The sequence below is a fragment of the Paenibacillus phytorum genome (assembly GCF_013141715.1).
GTDB lineage: Bacteria > Bacillota > Bacilli > Paenibacillales > NBRC-103111 > Paenibacillus_E > Paenibacillus_E phytorum.
This window is the reverse complement of the sequence record NZ_WHOA01000074.1, coordinates 1-22,022: the sequence shown is the minus strand read 5'-3', so window position 1 is coordinate 22,022 and position 22,022 is coordinate 1. Positions and strand designations below refer to the sequence as shown.

Genomic DNA, 22,022 nt, shown 5'->3' with positions numbered 1-22,022 from the left:
GATCTATTATTCTCCCCCTTATCTTTTGGAATGAGAATTTTTTTAAAGGAGAATCGCAGATGAGGAAAAGTAGCATGAAAAGACATTATTGGCTATTGAGTGGTGTGCTGCTTCTTTTCGTCTTATTCGGTATAGGTAATATTTGGTATGACAGGACAACGACTGAGATGGACGAATCGCAGGTTGGTCTTAATGAAATGAAAGGAACGGTACAAGAGGTTAGCGCCCAGCTAATGGGCACTATCAACTCTGATGTGCAAAGTTTTATCTATTTGTATGAACCGAATTGCAAACTATGCATGAAGATGGAGCCGATCATAAATGCGTCGGCAGAGAGAAATGGAATAAAGCTTCAGCGATTGAATCTCCATAAATACAAGAATGTTCGAGGCTTGAAAAATGAAAAGGGAATTCCTCTAATAAAGTTTTATAAGGAGCTTCCTGCAGTCGCATACTATAAAAATGGTTGGCTGATTGCTTGGACTGAGGGTGACAAATCGGAAAAAATATACGATGAATACTTTGAACATTTTCGCTTTGGTGACGAAGACGGGCACGATTCATGAACATGAATAATGGGTAACAAGAGCAGGGAACAGTCCTGCAGTCATTTTCACGGCAGCGGGGCTGTTCTTATTTTATTCATATCATTTTAATAATCACGAAGGGGATTCCTAAGAGCTTTTTCAAAGTGAAAAGTATGACCCTGCAAGTGTGCAATTCGATTCGGTGACATCCCTGAAAGACGGGTTCCGAGTCATCGATCAAAAGGAGACGGCGTCGGGTCAACTCCGGATTGTGCTCAGGCGAAGTACGATGCAGAAGTGGAAGGTAATGGAGATGGACTGTATGCGATTGGCTCCAAAGCCAATTGAAGTCGGCTATCGATGCAGCCAAAGCGGCTGCAAACGAAAACAACCACATACCTGTTGAATGGAATGTAAGTTTGCTTGATTGCTTAAGAAATTTATAGATTGATCGTTATAGAAATGCAGGAGATCCAGGATCTCCCCCATTGTCCATGAGGCAGATTAGAGGTAACGATGGGGAGGGATTTGAAGGCTCTATTTGCGTATTTTGGAGTATGTTGTCGAGTAAAAGAATTTTTCTAAAAAATCGAAGTTTTCTATATTTTTTGTTGTTTATTTTATGAGAACATGAATTTATGATCGGTGTTAAATCCGACTTTTGAGGGGAGCGATACATGCAGCATACTATCCATTTAATATATCAAATATGCCTTCAAGTATTTCTAAATTGTGCATGAGTACTAGATTCTTGCGGTCTTTGCAAAATCGTATTGTTTTCCGAAGTAAATGATTATTTAATAAGCATGATCGGATCTGCAGAAATTATTGCATTCTTGCTTCAAACGTTACTTATTTTGCTTTTCAAACTCTCCGAAAATCATCTAGATCATCCACGACATCCACATCACAAATTGTAAAGGTTTACATTTAAGAAAATTCCGACTACTTCAATCTCTTGCATTGGTGAAATAAGGAAATTGTATTGCTTGCAGCGATCCACCACACCTTCAAGGCTACGGAAGCGTTACAGTAACCTAATGTGTGCACATATAAAGCAAATTAGCGGCTTTCGGGACGCATTCGCTCATTTCAAGCCTGAATCCCACATCACTGTGAAATTTAAGGCTGGTTCTGGATGGGAGCGGTGGATCAAACACAAAGGGAAGGAGTGATGTAGTTTTTGTTGAGTTTTAATATGGATAAATATAGTTTGATATCCATTATTAATATCATTTAGACGAAGAGAAATGCTCTAGCGATCAAAATTATCTTTGATGGGAGTCATGATGATGCGTACATAAAAAAGTTAAGGTATTGAGGAGTCATTTACAATTTGAATGGAGGAATAATCCAGTGAGTAACAAATTAAAGCGATTTTTTTCTTTAGTAGTAATAACCGCTATAATGGTTCCGTCGTTTTCGTATATTAATACGAATCATGTAGAAGCGGCTCAAACGAACGGCACCGCGCCCTACATGAACCAATGGGCGGTTTCCGGTCCTTTTACCAACGAGCAATCTCTTGGGAACATCGTTCCTGTCATTGGCCAGGCTTTTGCCGATCCGAACAGCACAGAAACATCCAATTGGCAATATTTCGACGACCGTATCTTCAACCGCAACTATGATGATTACAATGACCTGATGGGTTATTTTGATGTCAAACAGGGGCAGGATACACTCAATAAGTGGGTAGTGGCCGCGACCTATGTTTACAGCCCCACAGCACAATCGGTTCAGTGGCAGGTAGGTGGTTCGGGTGTGTATAAACTTTTTGCCAACGATATTCTCAGTGGACAACAAGATCAGATTCCAGTTCGTCTGAACAAGACCGGTACAAGATATTCAGTCAATTTAAAACAAGGTTGGAACAAACTGCTCATTGAAATTCAGCATAAAAACCCTAACGCTCAAAGGAATTTTTTGGGATTTTATGCAAGACTTTCCGACAATGGCGGAAATGCAATTTCGGGTCTAACCTACTCTGTAACAGGACCAAACGTAACCAACAACCAACTGAACATTGTTACACAGGGCCTTGCGATTGATAAAACAGCATTTGATGCCCGCAATGCAAATGTCCCGGCAAACGACTATCCTTCAAACACACTTCCAATTGCTTACGATGAAAATCCGTATGTATGGATGGCTCCCACACTCGACAACCAACCGAATGCATCAGGTAATGCCCCGCAGGCATCTCCTTTTACATTCCAGGCTGCGGGCGGAAATCCAAGCTATACTTGGGAAATTGCCGCTGGTCAGTTGCCGCCCGGTCTGACATTGGCATCCGACGGTCACATTGAAGGTAAGGTTGCAGACGGCGCTCAAGGCATATCACAAAAACAAAAAAATTATGCCTTCACAGTGAAGGTAACGGATGCTCAAGGTTCATCTGCAACACAGCAATATACGATAACGGTCAAGGAAAACCCGGTTGATTGGTTTATTGAGGGCAAGATGTCAGCGCTGTCACACACCACAGGCACCTATCCGAACCTTTATGACCCGAACTACAACTATGACGCGTGGGCACAGGCAGCTAAAGAGTTGGGAATGAACATGCTTTCGACTGAATCCTTGCAAAACACCATTTACTACTGGCCGTCACCTAACGCAATCTTAACCCCGAACGACAGCAACAATTTGTATAAATACAATGCTTTATACCAGTCTGAGGACGGCAAATGGCATGTCAAAGACAGAGTGATGCAGGCCAAGCAGGCTGTCGAGCGCTACGGCATGAAGTTTGGTATATACCTATCACCAGGATACAACCCAGCAGGTCAAGACGTTTCTGTTATGGATACCGACATGCAAGGTTTGGTAGCAAGATACAATCCATGGTATCTCTTTGTCGATGGTGGTCCTGAAGGCCATCAAAATGTTGACGTGTCGTGGAGTTCTGCCCGCAACTATAACGACCGTGTTTTAATTGATGCAAATCCCAGTGCTCTAACGGGTGACCAAGATATTACACTTGAAGAGCGTGGATTCTGGTACTCTGAACCTTATAATTCTGGCTCCTGGGTCGACGGTATTAAGAAACAAACAAAAAAAGTCGCTCATGAGGAATGGAACGATCCATTTACAACGGCATTCGATACCTGGGCAGTATACGCAGGTGGTAACGAACGCGACAATTGGATTCATTTAGCAAAGGAAATCATTGACCAATACGGACACGGTTATGTCATGAATTATGACCAGACCATTGGTAGAACCCGCGGTATGGATAACCTGAATAGTAATTTGGATAACACAAATATCTTCTCAATGGTGCCTGTTGAAACACAGAATTTGCTAGGTATGCGTACTTCCATTGCAAAATGGATGGCAAATGCCGGCGGTCCGGACCTGCGTGAGTCGATGTACGGCACCTTGCCATACACCATGGATTACACCATTAAACAAGGCTGGCAAACCGACCCTCAGATGGCTATCGTCCGCGGTCAGGGTCCAGATTGGGGTTACGCCATGTCCCGTGACCAAAATGTCTATATGCACATGATCAAAAACTTGATTCCCAATGTGAGCAAGGCAGGATTTACCGGCCAAGCCTCGATGAGCGGAATTGGTCCCTTCGATTACCCGGTTGACAAGGTCGAGTGGCTGAACAAGGGTGTTTCTCTGCCATTCACAACTCAACAAAACAATGGCAAAACCTATATTACAATTGACACTAAAAGTGTTGTTGCCGACCCTATTGATACAGTCATTAAAATTACAACAAAAAATCCTGATCGAAATTACAAAATGACAAGTGTTAAATTGTTCAGCAGCCAAACTGAACTAAACAAACTGAAACTTAGAGCAGAGAGCTATATGAATAACTACACCAATGTTTTCGCGCCTGCTGCACTTAGCTACACGAGTGATAAAACAAACGTAGCAACGGTAGACCCAGCAACAGGTGTGGTAACAGCTGTCGGTGACGGTACAGCTACAATCACAGTTACGGCAACCTATAATGATGGTGTGAACGCTCCTCAGGTGAAGACCGATACATATCCTGTAAAGGTTTCGGGCGGTGCGATTTCAGCTGCACTTCCGCTGGTTGGTGTTAATATGTTCACAAAAGGCGCTTTGTTCTGGGGACAATTCTCCACAAACCAAGACCTACCTGTGACATTCCAGGGATTCACAGAAAAAGGCGGCACGGTTGATATTCTGGGCGGCACAAATATTAAGTACCACTATGCAACCGTTGATGGTAAGCGTAACAACTCTACAGGTAAAATCAATGTAACTGAAGTGCCAGCAGCTCAAGTACCGTTCGTTGTAAATGGCAACACCATGCAATTTAAAGAGAAAGTTTCCACACCTACGATGTACAGCTATTGGGCTGACATCACTATAGACGGAAAGACATATACATCAACGCGTAACTACATTACACTGGTCCCGGATGTAAATGTTGCAGCTGGAATTACGCCGACAGTTACAAGCGACAGCAGTAACGCAAACAAATTATCTGACGGCATTATCAATGATTCCACTGGCGGAAACATCGCAAAATGGTCTGCGCAGGCAAGCGACGCAAATCCGAGTATGACGTATGATTTGGGCAAACTGCAAAAGCTTAACCGCATTAATCTCTTCTTTAATCACCATATGCCGAATGCTGACAATGTTACTTACTACAACGTGCCGAAGAAGGTGAAAATTGAGTATAGCGTTGACGGAACAAATTGGATAGCAGGCAACGAAACAAACACATTGTCCGGCGGTGGATTGCCGACATCGAGAAATACACTGGCAGTTCCGAAAAGCGATACAACCTTGTATGCTTGGGAGCAAGAGGGCTTGTATTACAACTATCCAGTTGATTCGAGCAAACCCGACGTGCAGGCACGTTATGTAAGAGTATCCTTCCCAGGCGGCGGTCAAGGCGGCAGCCCGATTGATGTGCTGGAGGCTCAGGTATTCTCATTAGGAGATTTAACAGGACTTGCCAACATTAAGCTTGATCCCAAAATCGGTGCGGACAACAAAACGGTAAAGGTTGATGTAGGAGGTTATTCCTTTTTAGGTGAACCTCTGGACCTAACCGATGCGAACATCATGATCACAAGCGACAAACCATCCATTGCAGCAGTTGGCGCAGATGGGGTTATTACAGCCGGGGCAGAAGGCAAGGCCAAGATCACTGTTTCTGTTAAGAAGGGTGACATCACAGCAAGCGATTATTTCTATGCTACTGTAGATGCTGACGGAAAAATAGTTCTAAACCATTTTCTGAGAGATGCAAAGCTTTCTCTAAATAAAACTACAATTCAATCCAATAAACCAATCATTGCTTCAATTGAAGGCCTATTAAACACAGGAGAAACAACAGATTTATCAAGGGCTACTGTAGAATATCAATTTAGTGATGCAAGGTTATCTGTTGTTGAGGGCAGCCATACAATCATTGTTAAAGGCAATATAGGTAGTGGATTTAAAGCGACTGTTGTTGTAAAGGTTACTCTAGACGGGTTAACCGTTGAAAGTCGTCCTATGACAATTGCTGCAGTTAAGGATATTATCCCTCAGTCACAAATGACGGCAACGGCGACAAGTCAGGAAACTGCTGGGGATAACAACGCAGCCTCAATGGCGATTGACGGAGACCTAGGAACGATTTGGCATACAAAGTGGAATAAATCTGACGTACTCCCCCAATCGATTACGTTAAACCTAGGAGGAACCTACAATATCGATTCAATCGCGTATTTGCCAAGGCAATCAGGCGGCGATAACGGAAAGATTACGGGATATAACGTCTATGTAAGTACGAATGGAGTGGACTTTGCCAAGGTTGCAAGCGGAACTTGGGCAAACGACAGTGTGGAGAAAGTCGCAACTTTTACACCGATGAATGCATCGTATGTCAAGCTCGAAGCAACGGCGGGCGTAAACGGGTGGGCATCGGCTGCGGAGATTAATGTCTTTAATGCGAAAAATGAGGTAAAGACTATCGTAGATTATAAATTGGTAGCTATGGATACGGCCTTAGGTAAATTACCGTCACTACCTGCACAGATCGAGGCTGTATACAATGATGGAACAACTGGATTCGTTGACGTTGCATGGGCCCCTATTACTGTAGATATGGTATCACATGCAGGCGTTTTTACAGTAAACGGCACAATAGCAGGAACCTCAGTCCAAGCAAAAGCGATCTACAGAGTAGTAGCTGAAAATCTAAAGCCATTTCTAAAAGATGTTAAGCTTTCTTTTAATAACAAATTCATCAAGAAGAACGAACCGATTGTCGGGACTTTAGTGGGATCATTAAGTTCTGGCGAACAGGCAGATTTATCAAGAGCTGCTGTACAGTATACGTTCAGTGATTCAAGATTAGAGGCTGTTCCAGGCAGTAATACAATTGTGATCAAAGGAGATTTGAACAATGCATTCCTTTCGACTGTTAAAGCGAATGTAACTTTGGATGGAGTAACCCTGGAGACCAATCTGGAGACGATTTCAGCTTTAGCTGGAAACTTTGCCGGTATAGCGGGTGTATCCGTAAAGTCGGTCAGGTTTGATGATGCCAGATATGTTGGTATGAAAGCGGTAGATGGTAATAAGGATACAAGTTGGGCATCATCTCCTAGTGATAATACCAAGGCTCCATGGATTAAATTGGATTTCGCTTCTCCATTACCTATCAGTAAGGTGAACCTGATCGACCGTGGCCACAAGATCAATGAGATTGGAGAAGGGCTTTTGGAATGGGAAGGAGGCAGCAAGAAGGTAGAGAATATGAAGTGGGAAGGAAAACCTGACAACTTTGTTGTTTTTGACCAGCCGATTGTGACTAGCTGGATTAAATTCACAATTGACCCTGATAATAAGTTTACAAATTCTTCTCCGAGTGAACAAGGTGAACCTGGTCTAACAGAATTTGAGGTATATTCAACGAATAACGAACTTGTAAAGATGATTGTAGATTACAAGTCTGTTGCGGTGGATACGAACGTAGGGGTAATACCAACACTACCTGCACAGATCGAGGCTGTATACAACGATGGAACAACTGGATTAGTTGACGTTGCATGGGCGCCTGTAACTGTAGATATGGTATCACATGCAGGAGTATTTACAGTAAACGGCACAGTAGCTGGAACTTCAGTCCAAGCAAAAGCGATCTACAGAGTAGATGGGGTAGAGCCGGTGACAAATCAAACTACATTGAAGAGTGTGCAGCAGGCGACCCCTGGCCAGACATTTGATGTAACGATGGGATTGAGCATTACGCAAAGTGTGTACCAGCAAATGTATGCTCAAGATTTCACTCTTCAGTATGATCCGGCGAGTTTACAGTTCGATTCGGTTTCATCGCTGAGAAACGAGTTGAAAGTCATCGATCAGAAGGAAGCGGTGCAAGGACAAATCCGGATCATTGCAGCCAGCGTCGGCGTGAACCAAGGCGTGCTTGCCGAAGGCGATTTGTTGACATTCAAATTTACGGTCAAAGCTGGAGCTCAGGCAACCCCTACGACAATTTCTGTGAACAATGTTGTCATTGGTAATGGACTAGGGGATGAATTGAAGGTCAGCGGAGCTTCGCGAGAGATACAAATTAGTAGAGTCGTAGTCGTAGATAAGTCGCTCTTGAATGCTCTGATCTCAACCGCTCAGGCCAAGTACAATGCGGCAACTGAAGGAAATGGGGACGGACAGTATGTAAGTGGCTCCAAAGCGCAATTGCAGTCGGCTATTGATGCGGCAAGCGCGATAGCAAACGATTCGAATGCTTCTCAGCAGCAAGTGGATAATGCGAAAACCGCACTGGAAGCGGCAGTCCAAGTGTTTGACACCAAGCGGATAACCGCAAATGTCAATGGACAAGGCGGTGTCACGATTGGAGACTTGGCAATCGTAGCAGGGGCTTACGGCAAACAACAAGGTCAAGCGGGCTGGAACGCGAATGCGGATGTCAATAAGGACGGCAAGATTGACATTGTAGACCTTGCTATCGTAGCCAAGGCGATTTTGCAATAAAAATATGCCATCAGCATATTCGCAAAGAGGACAGACGAATGATTGCTTTTGGCCTGTCCCTTCTTGTTCATATGAATTGATATTCTTGATTTGGCGTTTGAGGCTCACAAAATATTAGAGTAAGAGGGAAACAAATAGGGCTGACTCACAAGCAATCTTTGCTTTAAAGCAGCCCTTTCTACGAGAAGACTTCCGATATATCAAATGGCTGATGAGGTAGATCAAGAATGAAGAAAGTCTAAATTCTATTTTGATCGACGGTTAAACGTCTGATTTATTACAAATCATTGAGGTGAAAATAATGAGAAAAATGATCAGCGTCATCTGTTTGGCCACATTACTATTGATTTCTCTGCCGTTCCAGTCGGCCCTTGCTGCCGAAACAAGCACGAATTCGAAACCGAAAGTCATTCCAAGTCTGCAGGAATGGACAGGGGATACGGGCACTTTTACATTGGGAAGCCAATCACGGATTGTCATTCCGCCTTCAAGCGATTTAGCGAGAACCGCATCTGTATTTAAAGAAGACTTAAAGGCAATTACAGGTCGCGATGTTGCTATCGTACAAGCAAATTCTCCGGTTCCTGGAGATTTCTTTCTTACCTTGGACCAGCAAACAGACACTTCGATCGGAGAGGAAGGTTATCATTTCGAAGTTGGCGATGTTGTCAACATACATGCCAACACGATCACCGGTGTGTTCTACGGAACCAGAACGGCGCTGCAAATCTTGCAGCAGGACACGACTAAGGCCAGCATTGTCAAAGGAAAGGCCAAAGACTATCCGAAGTATAAAGATCGCGGGTTCATGCTTGATGTGGGACGTAAGTTTTTTACGATGGATTTTTTGAAAGACTACGTGAAATTCATGTCGTACTACAAAATGAATGACTTTCAACTTCATTTGAGCGATAACGAATTTGCTACAGGCGACAGACAGGGGCAATGGAACAAATATTCGGCGTTCCGGTTGGAAAGTACCAAGTACCCTGAACTCACGGCCAAAGACGGACACTACACGAAGCTGGAATTCCGCGAGCTGCAGGATCTTGCCAAAGACCGGGGCTTGACGATCACGCCTGAGATTGACACGCCTAGTCATGCTCTTGCCTTTACGAAAGTCAGACCCGACTTGGTGAAAGACAACCTGCCGCTTGACCATCTGGACATTACCCGCCCGGAGGCGGTTGAGTTCGTCAAAGACGTCTGGAGCGAATATTTGGACGGCAATTGGTTTGATGCCAAAGAAATTCATATCGGTGCGGATGAGTTTGATCGAAATGATAAAAGCACGGTTGAGGCATACCGCCAGTATTTAAACACGTTGAATTCCCTTTTCAAAAGCAAAGGCAAGACCGCAAGAATGTGGGGCAGCTTGTCTTTCTTCCCGGGCACGACTCCGGTGGACAGCGATATTACGATGAACGGCTGGAATAATGGCTGGCAAAATCCGATTGATGCGGTGAACGCAGGCCATAAAATGATTAACACGACAGACGGCTTGCTGTATATCGTACCTAAAGCGGGTTATTACTATGACTACTTGAACACGAAGTGGCTGTATGAAAACTGGGAGCCCACATATTTCAGCAGTACCTTGAAATTAAGCGCGGACAATCCGAAACTGCTTGGCGGCATGTTCGCAGTATGGAACGATTTGTTAGGTGAAAAAGTTAGCGCTCCAGATGTGCATGATCGCGTGAAAGACGCGCTGCCGACGTTGGCGGAGAAAATGTGGAGGGGCCAGTCAAGCGACACGACTTACACCCAATTCCGTCAGATTAGCAGCGTGATCGGCGAAGCGCCTAATACGAATTTGCTTCGCAGAGTCACAACGCAATCCGAAACGGTGCTCAGCTATCCGTTTGACGAAGGCAGCGGTCTAACGGCTGGTGATACTTCCGGCAACGCTTATAACGGTGCTTTGAGCGGAGTAAAGTGGACGAACGGCAAGACAGGCAAGGCTGTTGTATTCAGTAATCCAAACGACCACATATCGAGCGGCTTGACAACGAAAGGGTTCCCATGGACGGTATCGGCCTGGGTCAATATGACCGACAACTCGCAACCGGAAGCGATTCTGCTCGAATCCGCAGACGGTGCGATCAAATTGAAGCAAAAGGAAACGGGCAAAGCCGGCTTCTCTCGGGAAGGCTTTGACTACAGCTTCAATTCGGCGATTCCGACAGGACGTTGGGTGCATGTCGCATTGAAAGGAGATTTAAAGGGAACATCCTTGTATATAGACGGTGAGTTGGTAGATAAACTACCGGATACGACGATGCTTCCCGCAGCTGTTGTGGGCAGTGCAACTCAGGCGTTCAAAGGCGCATTGGATGATTTAAGGATTGTAGACCGGGTGCTGTCCGACAAAGAAATCGCGGTTGCCGCAGGCTCTCCGCCGTCGATGATTAACATAGCTGCACGCCAGCCGGCAGTGGCATCTTCGACAGAAGTCGATTATTTATCGGCTAACCTGGCGTTTGATGAAGATGAGTCGAAAACCTCCCGATGGTCGTCCAACTACAACGACAACGAATGGATCTACGTGGATCTCGGCAAAAACTGCGATATCAACAAGGTGATCTTGAAATGGGAAGCTGCTTACGCTAAAGGGTATAAAATCCAGGTTTCGAACGATGCGCAAACGTGGAAGGATGTCTACACGACGAGTACGGGAGTGGGCGGAACAGAAGTCATCAAATTCCCGACAGAGAATGTCCGTTATGTGAAAATGCAGGGTATTCAACGGGTCGGCAGTTATGGATACTCGTTATTCGAGTTCGAAGTGTATCAGCCGAGTACGACAGTGACAGTACCTGTAACTGGCATTCAGCTTGATAAGATGTCGCTTGCCTTGAAAGCAGGCGAGACGGCGCAGCTTGTCGCCACTGTACTGCCGAATAATGCGACGAATAAGAACGTGAGTTGGTCGAGCAGCGACGAAACGGTTGCTAAAGTGGCGACGATCGGAGGGGAAATCATCGTTACTGCGCTTACTGCGGGAACAGCGAAGATCAAGGTGACAACGACGGAAGGCGCCTTTGCAGCGGAAAGCACAGTTACTGTAGAAGCCTTGTCGAGCCCTGGAGTGCGTGTCCTGACTTACAACATTCATCATGGCGCAGGGAATGATAATATTGTAAATTTACCTCGCATTGCTGATGTGATTAAAAGATTGAATCCGGACATCGTTGCCTTGCAAGAGGTGGATAAAAATGTCTCAAGAAGCGGCAACGTAGATCAAGCTGCGAAATTGGCTGAATTGACGGGAATGCATGTAATTTTCGGTAAGGCTATCGACTTGTCCGGTGGCGAATACGGAGTGGCGCTGCTTTCCCGTTATCCAATTACCTCTTCGGAGAAAACGTTTCTGCCGAATTCAAGCGGAGCCGAGCAGCGTGTTGTGTTAACGGCAAAGATTGCGCCAACAAACGGTCTGCCTGAGTTTACGTTCTCCGGAACACATCTGGAGTGGAGCTCGAAGAGCATTCAAGCAAATCAAGTAAATAAGATTATTGAACTTTACGGTTCGACTTCTCCTTACATTTTGGCTGGTGATTTCAACGCAACTCCGGAGTCAGATACGATTAAATCTTTAACGAGCAAGTGGACAGACGCTACGGCGGGGATTGCGGATTGGACCAATGAAGAGGGCGGTAAGATCGACTATGTCATGTACGGAAACAATAATCAATGGCGTGTAGTTAACGCTCAAGCCATTCAGGATGATGTTGCTTCTGATCATAGACCGGTTTTATCGGTTCTGGAATGGGTTGGTTCTCAGCCGATAGAGGTAACCGGCGTACAGCTTGATAAGACTGCGCTTGCCCTGAAAGTAGGCGAGTCGTCGGAACTAGTCGCCACTGTACAGCCGAACGAGGCGGCGAGTAAGAACGTAACTTGGTCGAGCAGCGACGAAACCATTGCTAAAGTGGTAGATAGCGGAGACGGCAAAGCTATCGTGACGGCGCTCAAAGCGGGCAGCACGGACATTACCGTCACGACGGCAGAAGGCAATTTTACTGCTGTTAGCAAGGTAAGCGTAGAAGCGGTCGTTTCACTAGCTCCTGGAACTACGCTTAGCGGTGCGAACTCCGTTCTCGCAGGAAGCGAATTCACCATTCGCTTCGGACTGAAGAACGTGGCACTAAACATTTACGGTCAAGACATCAAGCTGAACTATGATGCCAATGTAATGGAATTCGTCTCGGCGAAGTCGACGAAAGACGGCGTAAGCATCGTCGAATCGAAGGATCAGCCGGGCACGCTGCGCCTAATCATAGCGAGTCAAGGCGCCGGCAATGCCGTTACCGGAACGGTTGAATTCGTCGAAATCGTCTTCAAGGCGAAGAACGTGACGCAAGCGGCATTGGGGACCATCTCGGTAGCGGATGCAACGCTCGGCGATGACAAAGGAAGCGAAACGAAAGCAGACGCCTCATTGATCAAGGTCCAAGTAACACAAATACCGGTAGGCATTCCGGGAGATGTGAACAACGACGGCAAAGTGAGCATCGGGGATCTGGGCTTTGCAGCTGCGAATTACGGCAAAACTTCGTCGAGTCCGAATTGGAATCAAGTCAAACTCGCAGACATGAACAACGACAACATGATCGACATCAGCGACCTTGCAGCCATCGCTAACAAAATCATTCAGTAAGTATTGCTAATTTTATTGAAAAGGTGGCATGTACATGAATTTTAAAGAATCTATTTTCAATAATGGACTATACAAGAAAACGACCATTTTTCTGCTTGCAGTCACAATTGCCGTTCCTTTATTTAACGTACCTGTTTCTCAAGCGGCTGAGACTGCGTCTGCCGGTACCGTTCCTGAAATTTCACCTATCCCGCAATCGGTTTCTTTACTGGGCGACGGATTTGCAATCCCAACGGAAGTAGGGCTCGTAACAGGTGGCAGCACGGACTCGGCAGCCGTTCAAGCGGTAGAAACTATTTTGCGAAATGCCGGGGTTCAGAACATCAAGCGCGCCAATGATAGCAGCGCCGTTCCCGACGCTGCGGTCAATGTATGGGTTGGCGGACCGTCTGAGAACAATGCTTCCGCTACAGTACTGCAAGGTTTGGGTGTAACAGGACCGGAAGATTTAAAGGATGATGGATACGTGCTAGCTGCAGGAATCGACCAAACAGGCCACAAAAGTATCGTTCTTGCGGGCAAAAATCAAACCGGCACTTTCTACGCGGCACAAACGCTGCGTCAAGTGATTACCGCCAAGGACTCCAGCTATTCAATACCAGGACTTATGGTCAGAGACTGGCCGAAGATGAATTGGCGCGGGTCTATTGAAGGTTTTTACGGCGATCCATGGTCACATGAAGATCGGCTTAACCAGCTGGATTTTTATGGGCAGCAGAAAATGAATATGTACATCTATGCGCCAAAAGATGATCCCTACCACCGGGATAAGTGGAGAGATCCTTATCCGGCCGATAAAGTGGCGCAAATTGCCGAGTTAATCGATAAGGCGAAGCAGGAACATGTGGAATTCGTATTCGCCATTTCCCCAGGCAACACCATGTGCTTTTCGGACAATACCGATTTCCAAACTCTGACGGCAAAAGCGCAAGTCATGTGGGATAAAGGCGTACGCTCCTATGCGATATTCCTCGACGATATTAATGCAACACTTACCTGCAATGCCGATAGAACGAAGTTCAACGGCGATGCCAGCCCGCCAGCGGCTGGGCAAGCTTTCCTGCTCAATCGGTTCAAAACGGAATTTATCGACACGCATCCAGGAGCTCACCGCTTGATCACGGTTCCAACGGATTATGCCAATATCACGACAACGACTTATATCAACCGATTTTCAGCGTTAGTTGATCCAAGTATTATCGTGCAGTGGACGGGTGCAGCCGTCGTACCTGCCGGAATCTCCACATCGGATGCCGATAAAGCGAAAGCGATTTATAAGCACGATCTGTTGATCTGGGATAACTACCCAGTGAACGATTACGCGCGAGATAAGATATACTTAGGTCCGCTTTATAACCGAGATGCCGGATTAGCCGACCATGGGATCATCGGCCTTACCGCCAATCCGATGAATGAGGCGGAAGCGTCCAAGATTGCGCTCTTTTCCATTGCAGACTATCTGTGGAACCCGCAGGCGTATGATCCTGATAAGGCTTGGCAGCTCAGCATCAAGAGATTCGGTGGAGCGGCTGTCAATGCGCTGAAAATTTTTGCCGAGAACCATTATTCTTCTCCACTTAACGCTAAGGAGTCGCTGACTTTGAAACCGTTAATCGATACCTTATGGTCCGCTTTCACTAGCGGTGGAACGATAACGGACGCAGCGAATCAACTAGTAGCCGAATTCACCAAGCTGCAGCAGGCGCCGGCCATTTTGCGCAGTACGCTGAGTAACGCTAACTTTATCGCTGAGACTAATAATTACCTGAATAAGGACGAATTGTACGGAAAAGCGGGCGTAGAAGCGGCTCAAATGCTGCTCTCCCAGAAACTAAATAATAAGCAGCAAGCGGCATCGCACAGAGAGGCCCTGACTAATCTCAAGACACAAATCAGTGCCATTACCGAGGCCAAAGAGAATCAAGTGTTTGAAAATTTCTTCACGCGCGCTATCCGGGAAAACGACAATTGGTTAGGTGTTCCGGCAACTCCATTTCCAATTACGACGATGGGAACTTACCAAACCAATACGCCTGCTAAAATGCTTGATGGAAATCTTAGCACTTATTTCTGGAGTGACAACACACCAGCAATAGGCGACACGCTCGGCGTTGATCTCAATGAAGTGCAGAAAGTCTCGAACGTTCAGGTATTAATGGGTAAGACCGGCAGCTTGAGCGATTATATCCATCATGGCGTGCTTGAATATTCTATGGACGGAGCTAATTGGACGCCGCTCGTTACTTTGGAAGAGCAAACAGAGATCAATGTTCCGGTTGATAATCAGAAGGCAAGATTCGTCCGCATCCGAGTAACGGGCACGCAAAATTTCTGGGTAGTTGTCAGGGAGTTTAAAATAACTTCCGCTGCGATACAGAAAGAGCCATCCGTTACATTAATGGGCGATGATACAGTCCAATCCGGTAAGGAATTCACCCTTCAAGTCGGGCTGGATAATGTGACAGAAAGTGTGTATGCACAGGACATTTCCATGGATTACGATCCGAATACGATGGAGTTTGTGTCGGCTGATACGCTTCAGGACGGTATTAGTCTGCTCGCAACTGCGAAGAATACGCCTGGCAAACTTCGTCTGATTACGGCGAGCGAGGGTGCCGAACATGGAGTCACGGGCAGCGCGCAGCTGCTGAAACTAACTTTCAAAGTGAAAAACGTACCGCAAGCGATGAAAGGGTTCATCACAGTATCCGATATGACTTTGGGTGATTATCAGGGAACGGAAACGAAACTGGCCTCAGCTTCGATGGGCATTCAAATCACACTTCCTCCTGTTAATAAATCGGATCTGAATAATCTTATTCGCGAAGCGCAAGCGGCGCATGATGCTGCAGCTGAAGGAACGCAAATCGGCCAGTACCCAGCTGGTTCGAAGCAGTTGCTTCAAGCGGCAATCGATGCGGCCAATGTGGTGACGAATAATTCGAACGCAACGCAAGAACAAGTGGTTGCTGCTGTCGCCGCATTGCAGCAGGCGTTCGATACCTTTAAGGCATCGATTATTACGCGAGCCTCAGAAGATATAAATAACGATGGCAAAGTTAGCATCGGCGATCTTGCGATCATAGCGTCGCATTATGGCATGACTTCCGAAAGTCCGGATTGGAATAACGCGAAGAATGCCGACCTCAACCACGACAATAAGATCGACATCATTGACCTAGCTGGAGTGGCAAAGAAAATTTTGCAGCAATAAGATTGACGATTGCGTAAATCAATAGAAGGGGCCGTCCCAAAAGGTCTGAAACGACCTAGGGGTAGCCCTTTTCAAAATTAGATTCCACATATATACTGACTGAATCGACGGGATGGAGGCGTTAGCTTTATCCAACCAAAATGTTAACTGGGACCTTTTGGAGTTTCTGCTGTAGAGACTGTCGATTCATTTCGTAGTAAAGCATTAAGTTCGGCGTTCAAAACTTTACAAGATGCAGAATATGTATCTACTTAGAGACAAACTCTGATAATTTGCAAACAACGTGCAAAACATACATTGCAGTGGATACGAACGTAGGGGTCATCCCTGTTCATCCGGCACAGGTTGAGGCTGTTTACAACGATGGAACAACTGGATTAGTTGCGTTGCATGGGCCCCTATTACTGTAGATATGGTATCACATGCAGGAGTATTTACAGTAAACGGCACGGTAGTTGGAACCTCAGTCAAAGCAAAAGCGATCTACAGAGTAGTTGGCGTTGAGCCGTTGGTACCGGGACCTATTCGGATTATTGCAGCCAGTGTGGGCGAGACCCAAGGCGTGCTCGCCGGAGGCGATTTGTTGACATTCAAATTTACGTTCAAAGCTGGAGCGCAGGCACCCCCTACGACAATTTCTGTGAAGGTGTCACGATTGGAGATTTGGCAATCGTAGCAGGGGCTTACGGCAAACAACAAGGTCAGGCGGGCTGGAACGCGAAAACGGATGTCAAGAAGGACAGCAAGAGTGACATTGTAGACCTTGCTGCAATCGTAGCCGAAGCGATCTTGCAATAAAAATATACCATCAAGAATATTCATTGAATACAGGTTATGATCATTTGCTGTTTTTGTTATCCTTAGTATTAATCGCATCTCACTTCAAGGATGCTTTGAAAATTGTTACTGCTTTTACAATCGCTCACAGCATTGCACTTTTCTTGGTGGCGTCGGACCGCCTTCATGTTATCCCGTCTTGGGTTGAAGCGTTGATTGCGGCGACGATCTGTTATGTGGCCGTGGAAAATATGTTTGTCCAAAAGGCGAAATGGCGATGGATTTTGACAGCCTTATTTGGCCTAGTTCATGGCATGGGCTTCGCCGGGACTTTGGCTGAAACAGGACTTCCAAAGGGCAATCTGATTGGCACGCTCCTGACGTTCAATTTAGGTGTAGAAACGGGCCAACTGATGATCTTATCCCTAGTACTGCCCCTCTTGATTTAGCTGCGAAGGTTCCCGTGGTATCGTAAAATGATGATTTCAACGTCTTCGAGAGTTAGCGGTATTTGTGCTAGCTCTTTTTTATTATTGTGTATGAGGAATGTGGTAGCGTAGACTCTGCGAGATGTGGGAGGGTTGACCGCCAATCCATTCTTGATGGTAATGTGCGCGAATTGGGAACAATCACGTCATCGACGAAGAATTGTTTTAGGCCATGGATAGTTCGTGAATTCTTAACGTTAAATAAGATGTCTTGAATATCTTGATTAAACGATAATAAGAAAAACTGAAATAATAATAAAAAGATCTCTCCACTTACGTGAAGATGATCCGACGTTAAAAATTAACTATACGGCTTGCAGTATACTTCTTCTAGAAAATATTGAAAATATCGAAAAAAGTTCACTTTTTGTGTTAATAATGCATGTTTTTAGGATACTTTATGGACAACTGATAATTTAATATTATATTAGCATTGCTTACACTTCAATTTATTAATAATTAGGTGAAGTTAATGATAACGTGGCGAAAAACATTGATGGGGGAGCTTTTATGAAAACTTACTTGTTTAGAAGTCGTGGAAAAAACAATGAATACTATCCAGATCGAGAAGATAAATATGTTTTTAACAGTAGCGCACCAAGTTGTGACCTTTTGAGACAAGACATAGAGAGCGGTGGTGTTTCGTACTACTTATATTTAATAAAAAAAGGGATAATCGTTGAAAAAGGATTCATTAGTAACTATGAGACAAAGGTTGAAGAGGGGAGGGTAATGTACTATGCGATTTACGAGCATAGAACCACTTTAAGTCCATTTTTAGTCATCCCAAGATGGCCTGGTCCAATGGCCGGTATAATTCAATTGGATGATAGCAACAGAAGAATTATTGAAAGTTTAATGTAATTATTTATATATTCTCAAGCCATCTTCACGTCTATGACTCTAAATTAAAATAAATATCTTAAAATGTAAGAGGACAAGTATATATATCTATAAAGATCCGCGCGCAGCGCGGTTTTATTACACTTCGGAACATGACCAGGATGGTAAAGAAATAAAAAAGAGCCATTCGCGAGTCTATGTGGATTGAAGTGGTTTAACTAAGAAAGTTAAATCTTTAGTTACGCTCTAATAGCTTACGGATAAACATGTTTATAGCCATCGTCGAGGAATGATTCTTATTTTGAATGATCCAGAAATTGCGTTCCGACAACTTGGGGCTAAGAGGGATAGCACTAATCTCTCCTGATTCTAGTTCCTTGCGAACAATCCAGCGTGAGAGAATGGAGATCCCCAAACCAGCAGAAACCGCTTCTTTAACCCCTTGACTACTGGTAAATACATATGACTGTTTGATTCGTAGACCAGTCGTATGGATAAACTGATCGCTGAAAGACCGTGTACCGGATCCATGTTCCCTGAAAATCCAGGTGTAATCATGGAGCATATCCGGCTTCACGGTTTTTTTTGAGCTTAAAGGATGGTTGTTAGGTGCAATCAGCACCATCTCATCTTTCATATAAGAGGTAATTTGGAGATCATTCTGTGTTACATGACCTTCAACTAATCCTAAATCAAGCTTGTTTGCAATGAGTGCAAGCGAAATCTCCTCGGTATTTGCAATCTTCACCGATATATCGACATCTGGAAATTGACCTGCAAATTCCGCAAGCGGCCGCGGCAAAATATATTCACCAATGGTAAAGCTAGCTCCAATTTGAATCGATCCCGTTACTTTTTGATTTAATAAATGGATGTCTTGCTTCCCTTGTTCATAAAGGGAGAGAATTTGTTTAGCCTGCCTGTAGAGAATTTCTCCTGCCTCGGTAAGTACAACATGTTTTGGCGAACGATGCATGAGTTTAGCGCTAAATTCATTCTCAAGATTACGAATATGTAAGGAGACGGCTGGTTGGGACAAGTTTAGCAGTTCTGCTGCTCTTGAGAAATTCCTTTGCTCTGCCACAGTAACAAAAACGCGAAGTGTATCTACGATCATCTCCATACCTCCTTGAACAACATTGTACAAATACTTTGAACGAAAGTATAACACACAATCATAAGTTTTTTTCATGATACAGATAAGTTATTGGTATTTCACTTATTATTGGAATGATCTTATAGTGAGAATATAAAACAACGAAGTTTAATTTGACGACAGGAGTGAGGATAATGACAAATGCATTGGCCTTACCAAACAAACAAAATAAGGGATTCGGATTCGCGCAAGGAATTACCTTAACTTTAATTCTTGCTGTTGGTGCAAAATACGTGGCCGGGTTTCCGTTTCTTTGTATTATGGGACAGCTTGTGATAGCTATATTGCTCGGTATAATCTGGAGAGCCGCTATAAGTGTCCCTCGACATGCAATGGCGGGAATTTCATTCTCAAGCAAAAAGCTTTTACGATATGGCATTATCTTGTTGGGAATGAGATTGAACTTGATTGATATCGTTCAAGCAGGCCCAAAGGTCCTGGCCATTGCTGTCATCAATATTGTTTTTACGATTTTTGTTGTTTATGGGATAGCGAAGTTGTTTAAGGTAGAAAAACGTTTGGGCATTCTGACAGCCTGCGGCACTGCAATTTGTGGGGCAGCTGCTGTCGTTGCTATATCGCCACAAATTAAGGCCAACGATGATGAGACAGCTATTGGGGCGGCGACGGTTGCAATTTTGGGTACCATTTTCACGCTTCTTTACACGTTTCTTTATCCAGTACTAGGCTTAACAACGCATGGTTACGGTATCTTCTCGGGTGCAACACTTCACGAAATTGCGCATGCTATAGCTGCGGCGGCTCCTGGTGGCAAAGATGCGGTCGATATTGCTGTTATTGTGAAATTAACGCGAGTTGCTCTCCTGGTACCTGTAGCCATCGTATTAGGAATCTGGGCAAATCGGTTGGAACGAACAGAAAATACCAACACTCAAAAGGCAATCTGGAAGTCAATTCCGATTCCATGGTTTATTTTAGGTTTCCTCATTATGAGTGGTGTAAATACATTAGGTATGATTCCATTAGAACTTACTAACCAAATTATCGTTGTTGCTTATCTATTGATAGCGATGGCCATGGCCGGTCTTGGACTTAGTGTGGATCTGGTCACATTTCGTAAATTGGGAATGAAGTCATTTGCCGCGGGTTTTATTGGATCGGTATTGCTTTCTGTTCTAGGTTATGTGCTCATTTTCTTGTTTGGATTGCAATAACAACAACATGAGTAATTTTGCGGAAAATTGGTCCCGATGTGGCTACAAGCCTTAAAGCATCGGAATTTTTCATATTCAGGAGAGAGGTCGACTGAACTGAAACGAAACGCGGAACTCAAATCAAATTTGCTTCAATTGTGTTAACTAAAATCACCTTATTCGCAATAAAGGAGTAGATTAAATGGAAACTTTGATGTTCAAACAGTTGGAATTTGCGCGAAATAACACCCTAAAGGTGCTCGAAGTCTAGCGGGTTTATACTTGAAACCTTCGGAGATTTTCTTAATTTTACGTTGTATCATGAGGGCATGCATGTAAGCTCTATTAAGCATTATAAATTGTTATTGAACCCCTAGATAATCATGGTTTTATTCAAGTCTGATCAGCTCTTATTTATACCGAAAGTTTCAAACGAGAGTTCACATCTCCAAATTGCTGCCAAGAGGTAGCTCTTTTTCTGTTTATGAGCATTTTGAAAGGGAATTTACGTTGCTTTGTGTTCATATCGTCAAAAAATTCGACAATACGGGAGAAGATCTGGAGGATTTAATCTCCATCGGGACGATAGGCTTGATCAAAGCTATCGAGTCGTTTTCGCCGAACAAAGGGACCAAGCTCGCGACATTTGCGGCTCGCTGTATTGAGAACGAGATCCTGATGCATCTGCGTTCACTGAAGAAAACGCGCAAAGATGTGTCCTTGCATGATCCCATCGGAACGGACAAAGAGGGGAATGAAATTACTTTAATCGACATCCTCGGTACGGAAGCCGATGACGTCGTGGATAAGGTGCAGCTTAAGATAGAGAAGAGCAAAATTTACCGTAATCTGGAGATATTGGACGACCGTGAGAAGGAAGTTGTGGTTGGACGGTTTGGGCTCGAATTAGGTGGAGAAGAGCGGACGCAGCGGGAGATTGCGAAGGAGCTGGGGATTTCGCGGTCGTATGTGTCGCGGATTGAGAAAAGGGCGCTCATGAAGCTTTATCATGAGTTTTATAAGGCGAAGCGGTAAGGGTAATGAATCAGATACTTCATTTATTTGGACTTAGTGCAAGTAATGGAGGTGAAGGTTATGACGTTAATCCATATCGAGAATGCTAGTAAATACTATACGATGGGCGAGGAAACGATTAAAGCATTAGATGACGTCTCGCTAGATATTGATCATGGAGAGTTCGTGGCTAT

The 22,022-nt window shown here is 44.7% G+C and carries 11 protein-coding genes and 1 pseudogene; 11 read left to right on the top strand and 1 reads right to left on the bottom strand.

Annotated features, from left to right (window positions below; all coding sequences use genetic code 11):
- The first annotated feature begins 74 nt into the window (after positions 1 to 74).
- From GC098_RS10145 to GC098_RS10105, 9 genes are all read left to right on the top strand, one after another.
- The gene (locus tag GC098_RS10145) at positions 75 to 566 is read left to right on the top strand and encodes a thioredoxin family protein (RefSeq protein ID WP_171643058.1); all 492 of its coding nucleotides are present in this window, start codon (positions 75 to 77) and stop codon (positions 564 to 566) included.
- Positions 567 to 729: 163 nt separating this feature from the next.
- Complete coding sequence (locus GC098_RS10140) at positions 730 to 933, top strand: hypothetical protein (RefSeq protein WP_171643057.1); 204 nt, start codon at positions 730 to 732, stop codon at positions 931 to 933.
- 950 nt (positions 934 to 1,883) lie between these two features.
- Complete coding sequence (locus GC098_RS10135; RefSeq protein ID WP_312880026.1) at positions 1,884 to 8,519, top strand: discoidin domain-containing protein; 6,636 nt, start codon at positions 1,884 to 1,886, stop codon at positions 8,517 to 8,519.
- Positions 8,520 to 8,820: 301 nt separating this feature from the next.
- Entirely contained in the window at positions 8,821 to 13,182 is a 4,362-nt protein-coding gene (locus GC098_RS10125; RefSeq protein ID WP_171643056.1) for a family 20 glycosylhydrolase, read from the top strand.
- Between the two features lie 34 nt (positions 13,183 to 13,216).
- Complete coding sequence (locus tag GC098_RS10120; protein WP_171643055.1) at positions 13,217 to 16,396, top strand: beta-N-acetylglucosaminidase domain-containing protein; 3,180 nt, start codon at positions 13,217 to 13,219, stop codon at positions 16,394 to 16,396.
- Positions 16,397 to 16,808: 412 nt separating this feature from the next.
- Complete coding sequence (locus GC098_RS10115) at positions 16,809 to 17,072, top strand: hypothetical protein (protein WP_171643054.1); 264 nt, start codon at positions 16,809 to 16,811, stop codon at positions 17,070 to 17,072.
- Complete coding sequence (locus GC098_RS40775) at positions 17,060 to 17,194, top strand: hypothetical protein (RefSeq protein ID WP_281366936.1); 135 nt, start codon at positions 17,060 to 17,062, stop codon at positions 17,192 to 17,194. The genes GC098_RS10115 and GC098_RS40775 overlap by 13 nt, the downstream gene beginning before the upstream one ends.
- Before the next feature lie 23 nt (positions 17,195 to 17,217).
- Positions 17,218 to 17,622: a HupE/UreJ family protein gene (locus tag GC098_RS10110; protein ID WP_246358533.1), complete on the top strand. Its 405-nt coding sequence runs from the start codon at positions 17,218 to 17,220 to the stop codon at positions 17,620 to 17,622.
- A gap of 519 nt (positions 17,623 to 18,141) precedes the next feature.
- The gene (locus tag GC098_RS10105; protein ID WP_171643053.1) at positions 18,142 to 18,525 is read left to right on the top strand and encodes a hypothetical protein; all 384 of its coding nucleotides are present in this window, start codon (positions 18,142 to 18,144) and stop codon (positions 18,523 to 18,525) included.
- 214 nt (positions 18,526 to 18,739) lie between these two features.
- Here the strand turns inward: GC098_RS10105 and GC098_RS10100 are convergent, their stop codons facing one another.
- Positions 18,740 to 19,621, bottom strand: a complete 882-nt coding sequence (locus tag GC098_RS10100) for a LysR family transcriptional regulator (protein ID WP_171643052.1) — start codon at positions 19,619 to 19,621, stop codon at positions 18,740 to 18,742.
- Positions 19,622 to 19,794: 173 nt separating this feature from the next.
- Here GC098_RS10100 and GC098_RS10095 point away from each other — a divergent pair, with 173 nt between their 5' ends.
- Both GC098_RS10095 and sigK read left to right on the top strand, forming a co-directional pair.
- Positions 19,795 to 20,835: a YeiH family protein gene (locus GC098_RS10095; protein ID WP_171643051.1), complete on the top strand. Its 1,041-nt coding sequence runs from the start codon at positions 19,795 to 19,797 to the stop codon at positions 20,833 to 20,835.
- A 429-nt stretch (positions 20,836 to 21,264) separates the two neighbouring features.
- Positions 21,265 to 21,849, top strand: a pseudogene (gene sigK / locus GC098_RS10090) (RNA polymerase sporulation sigma factor SigK); the annotation flags it as partial.
- Between the last annotated feature and the right edge of the window lie 173 nt (positions 21,850 to 22,022).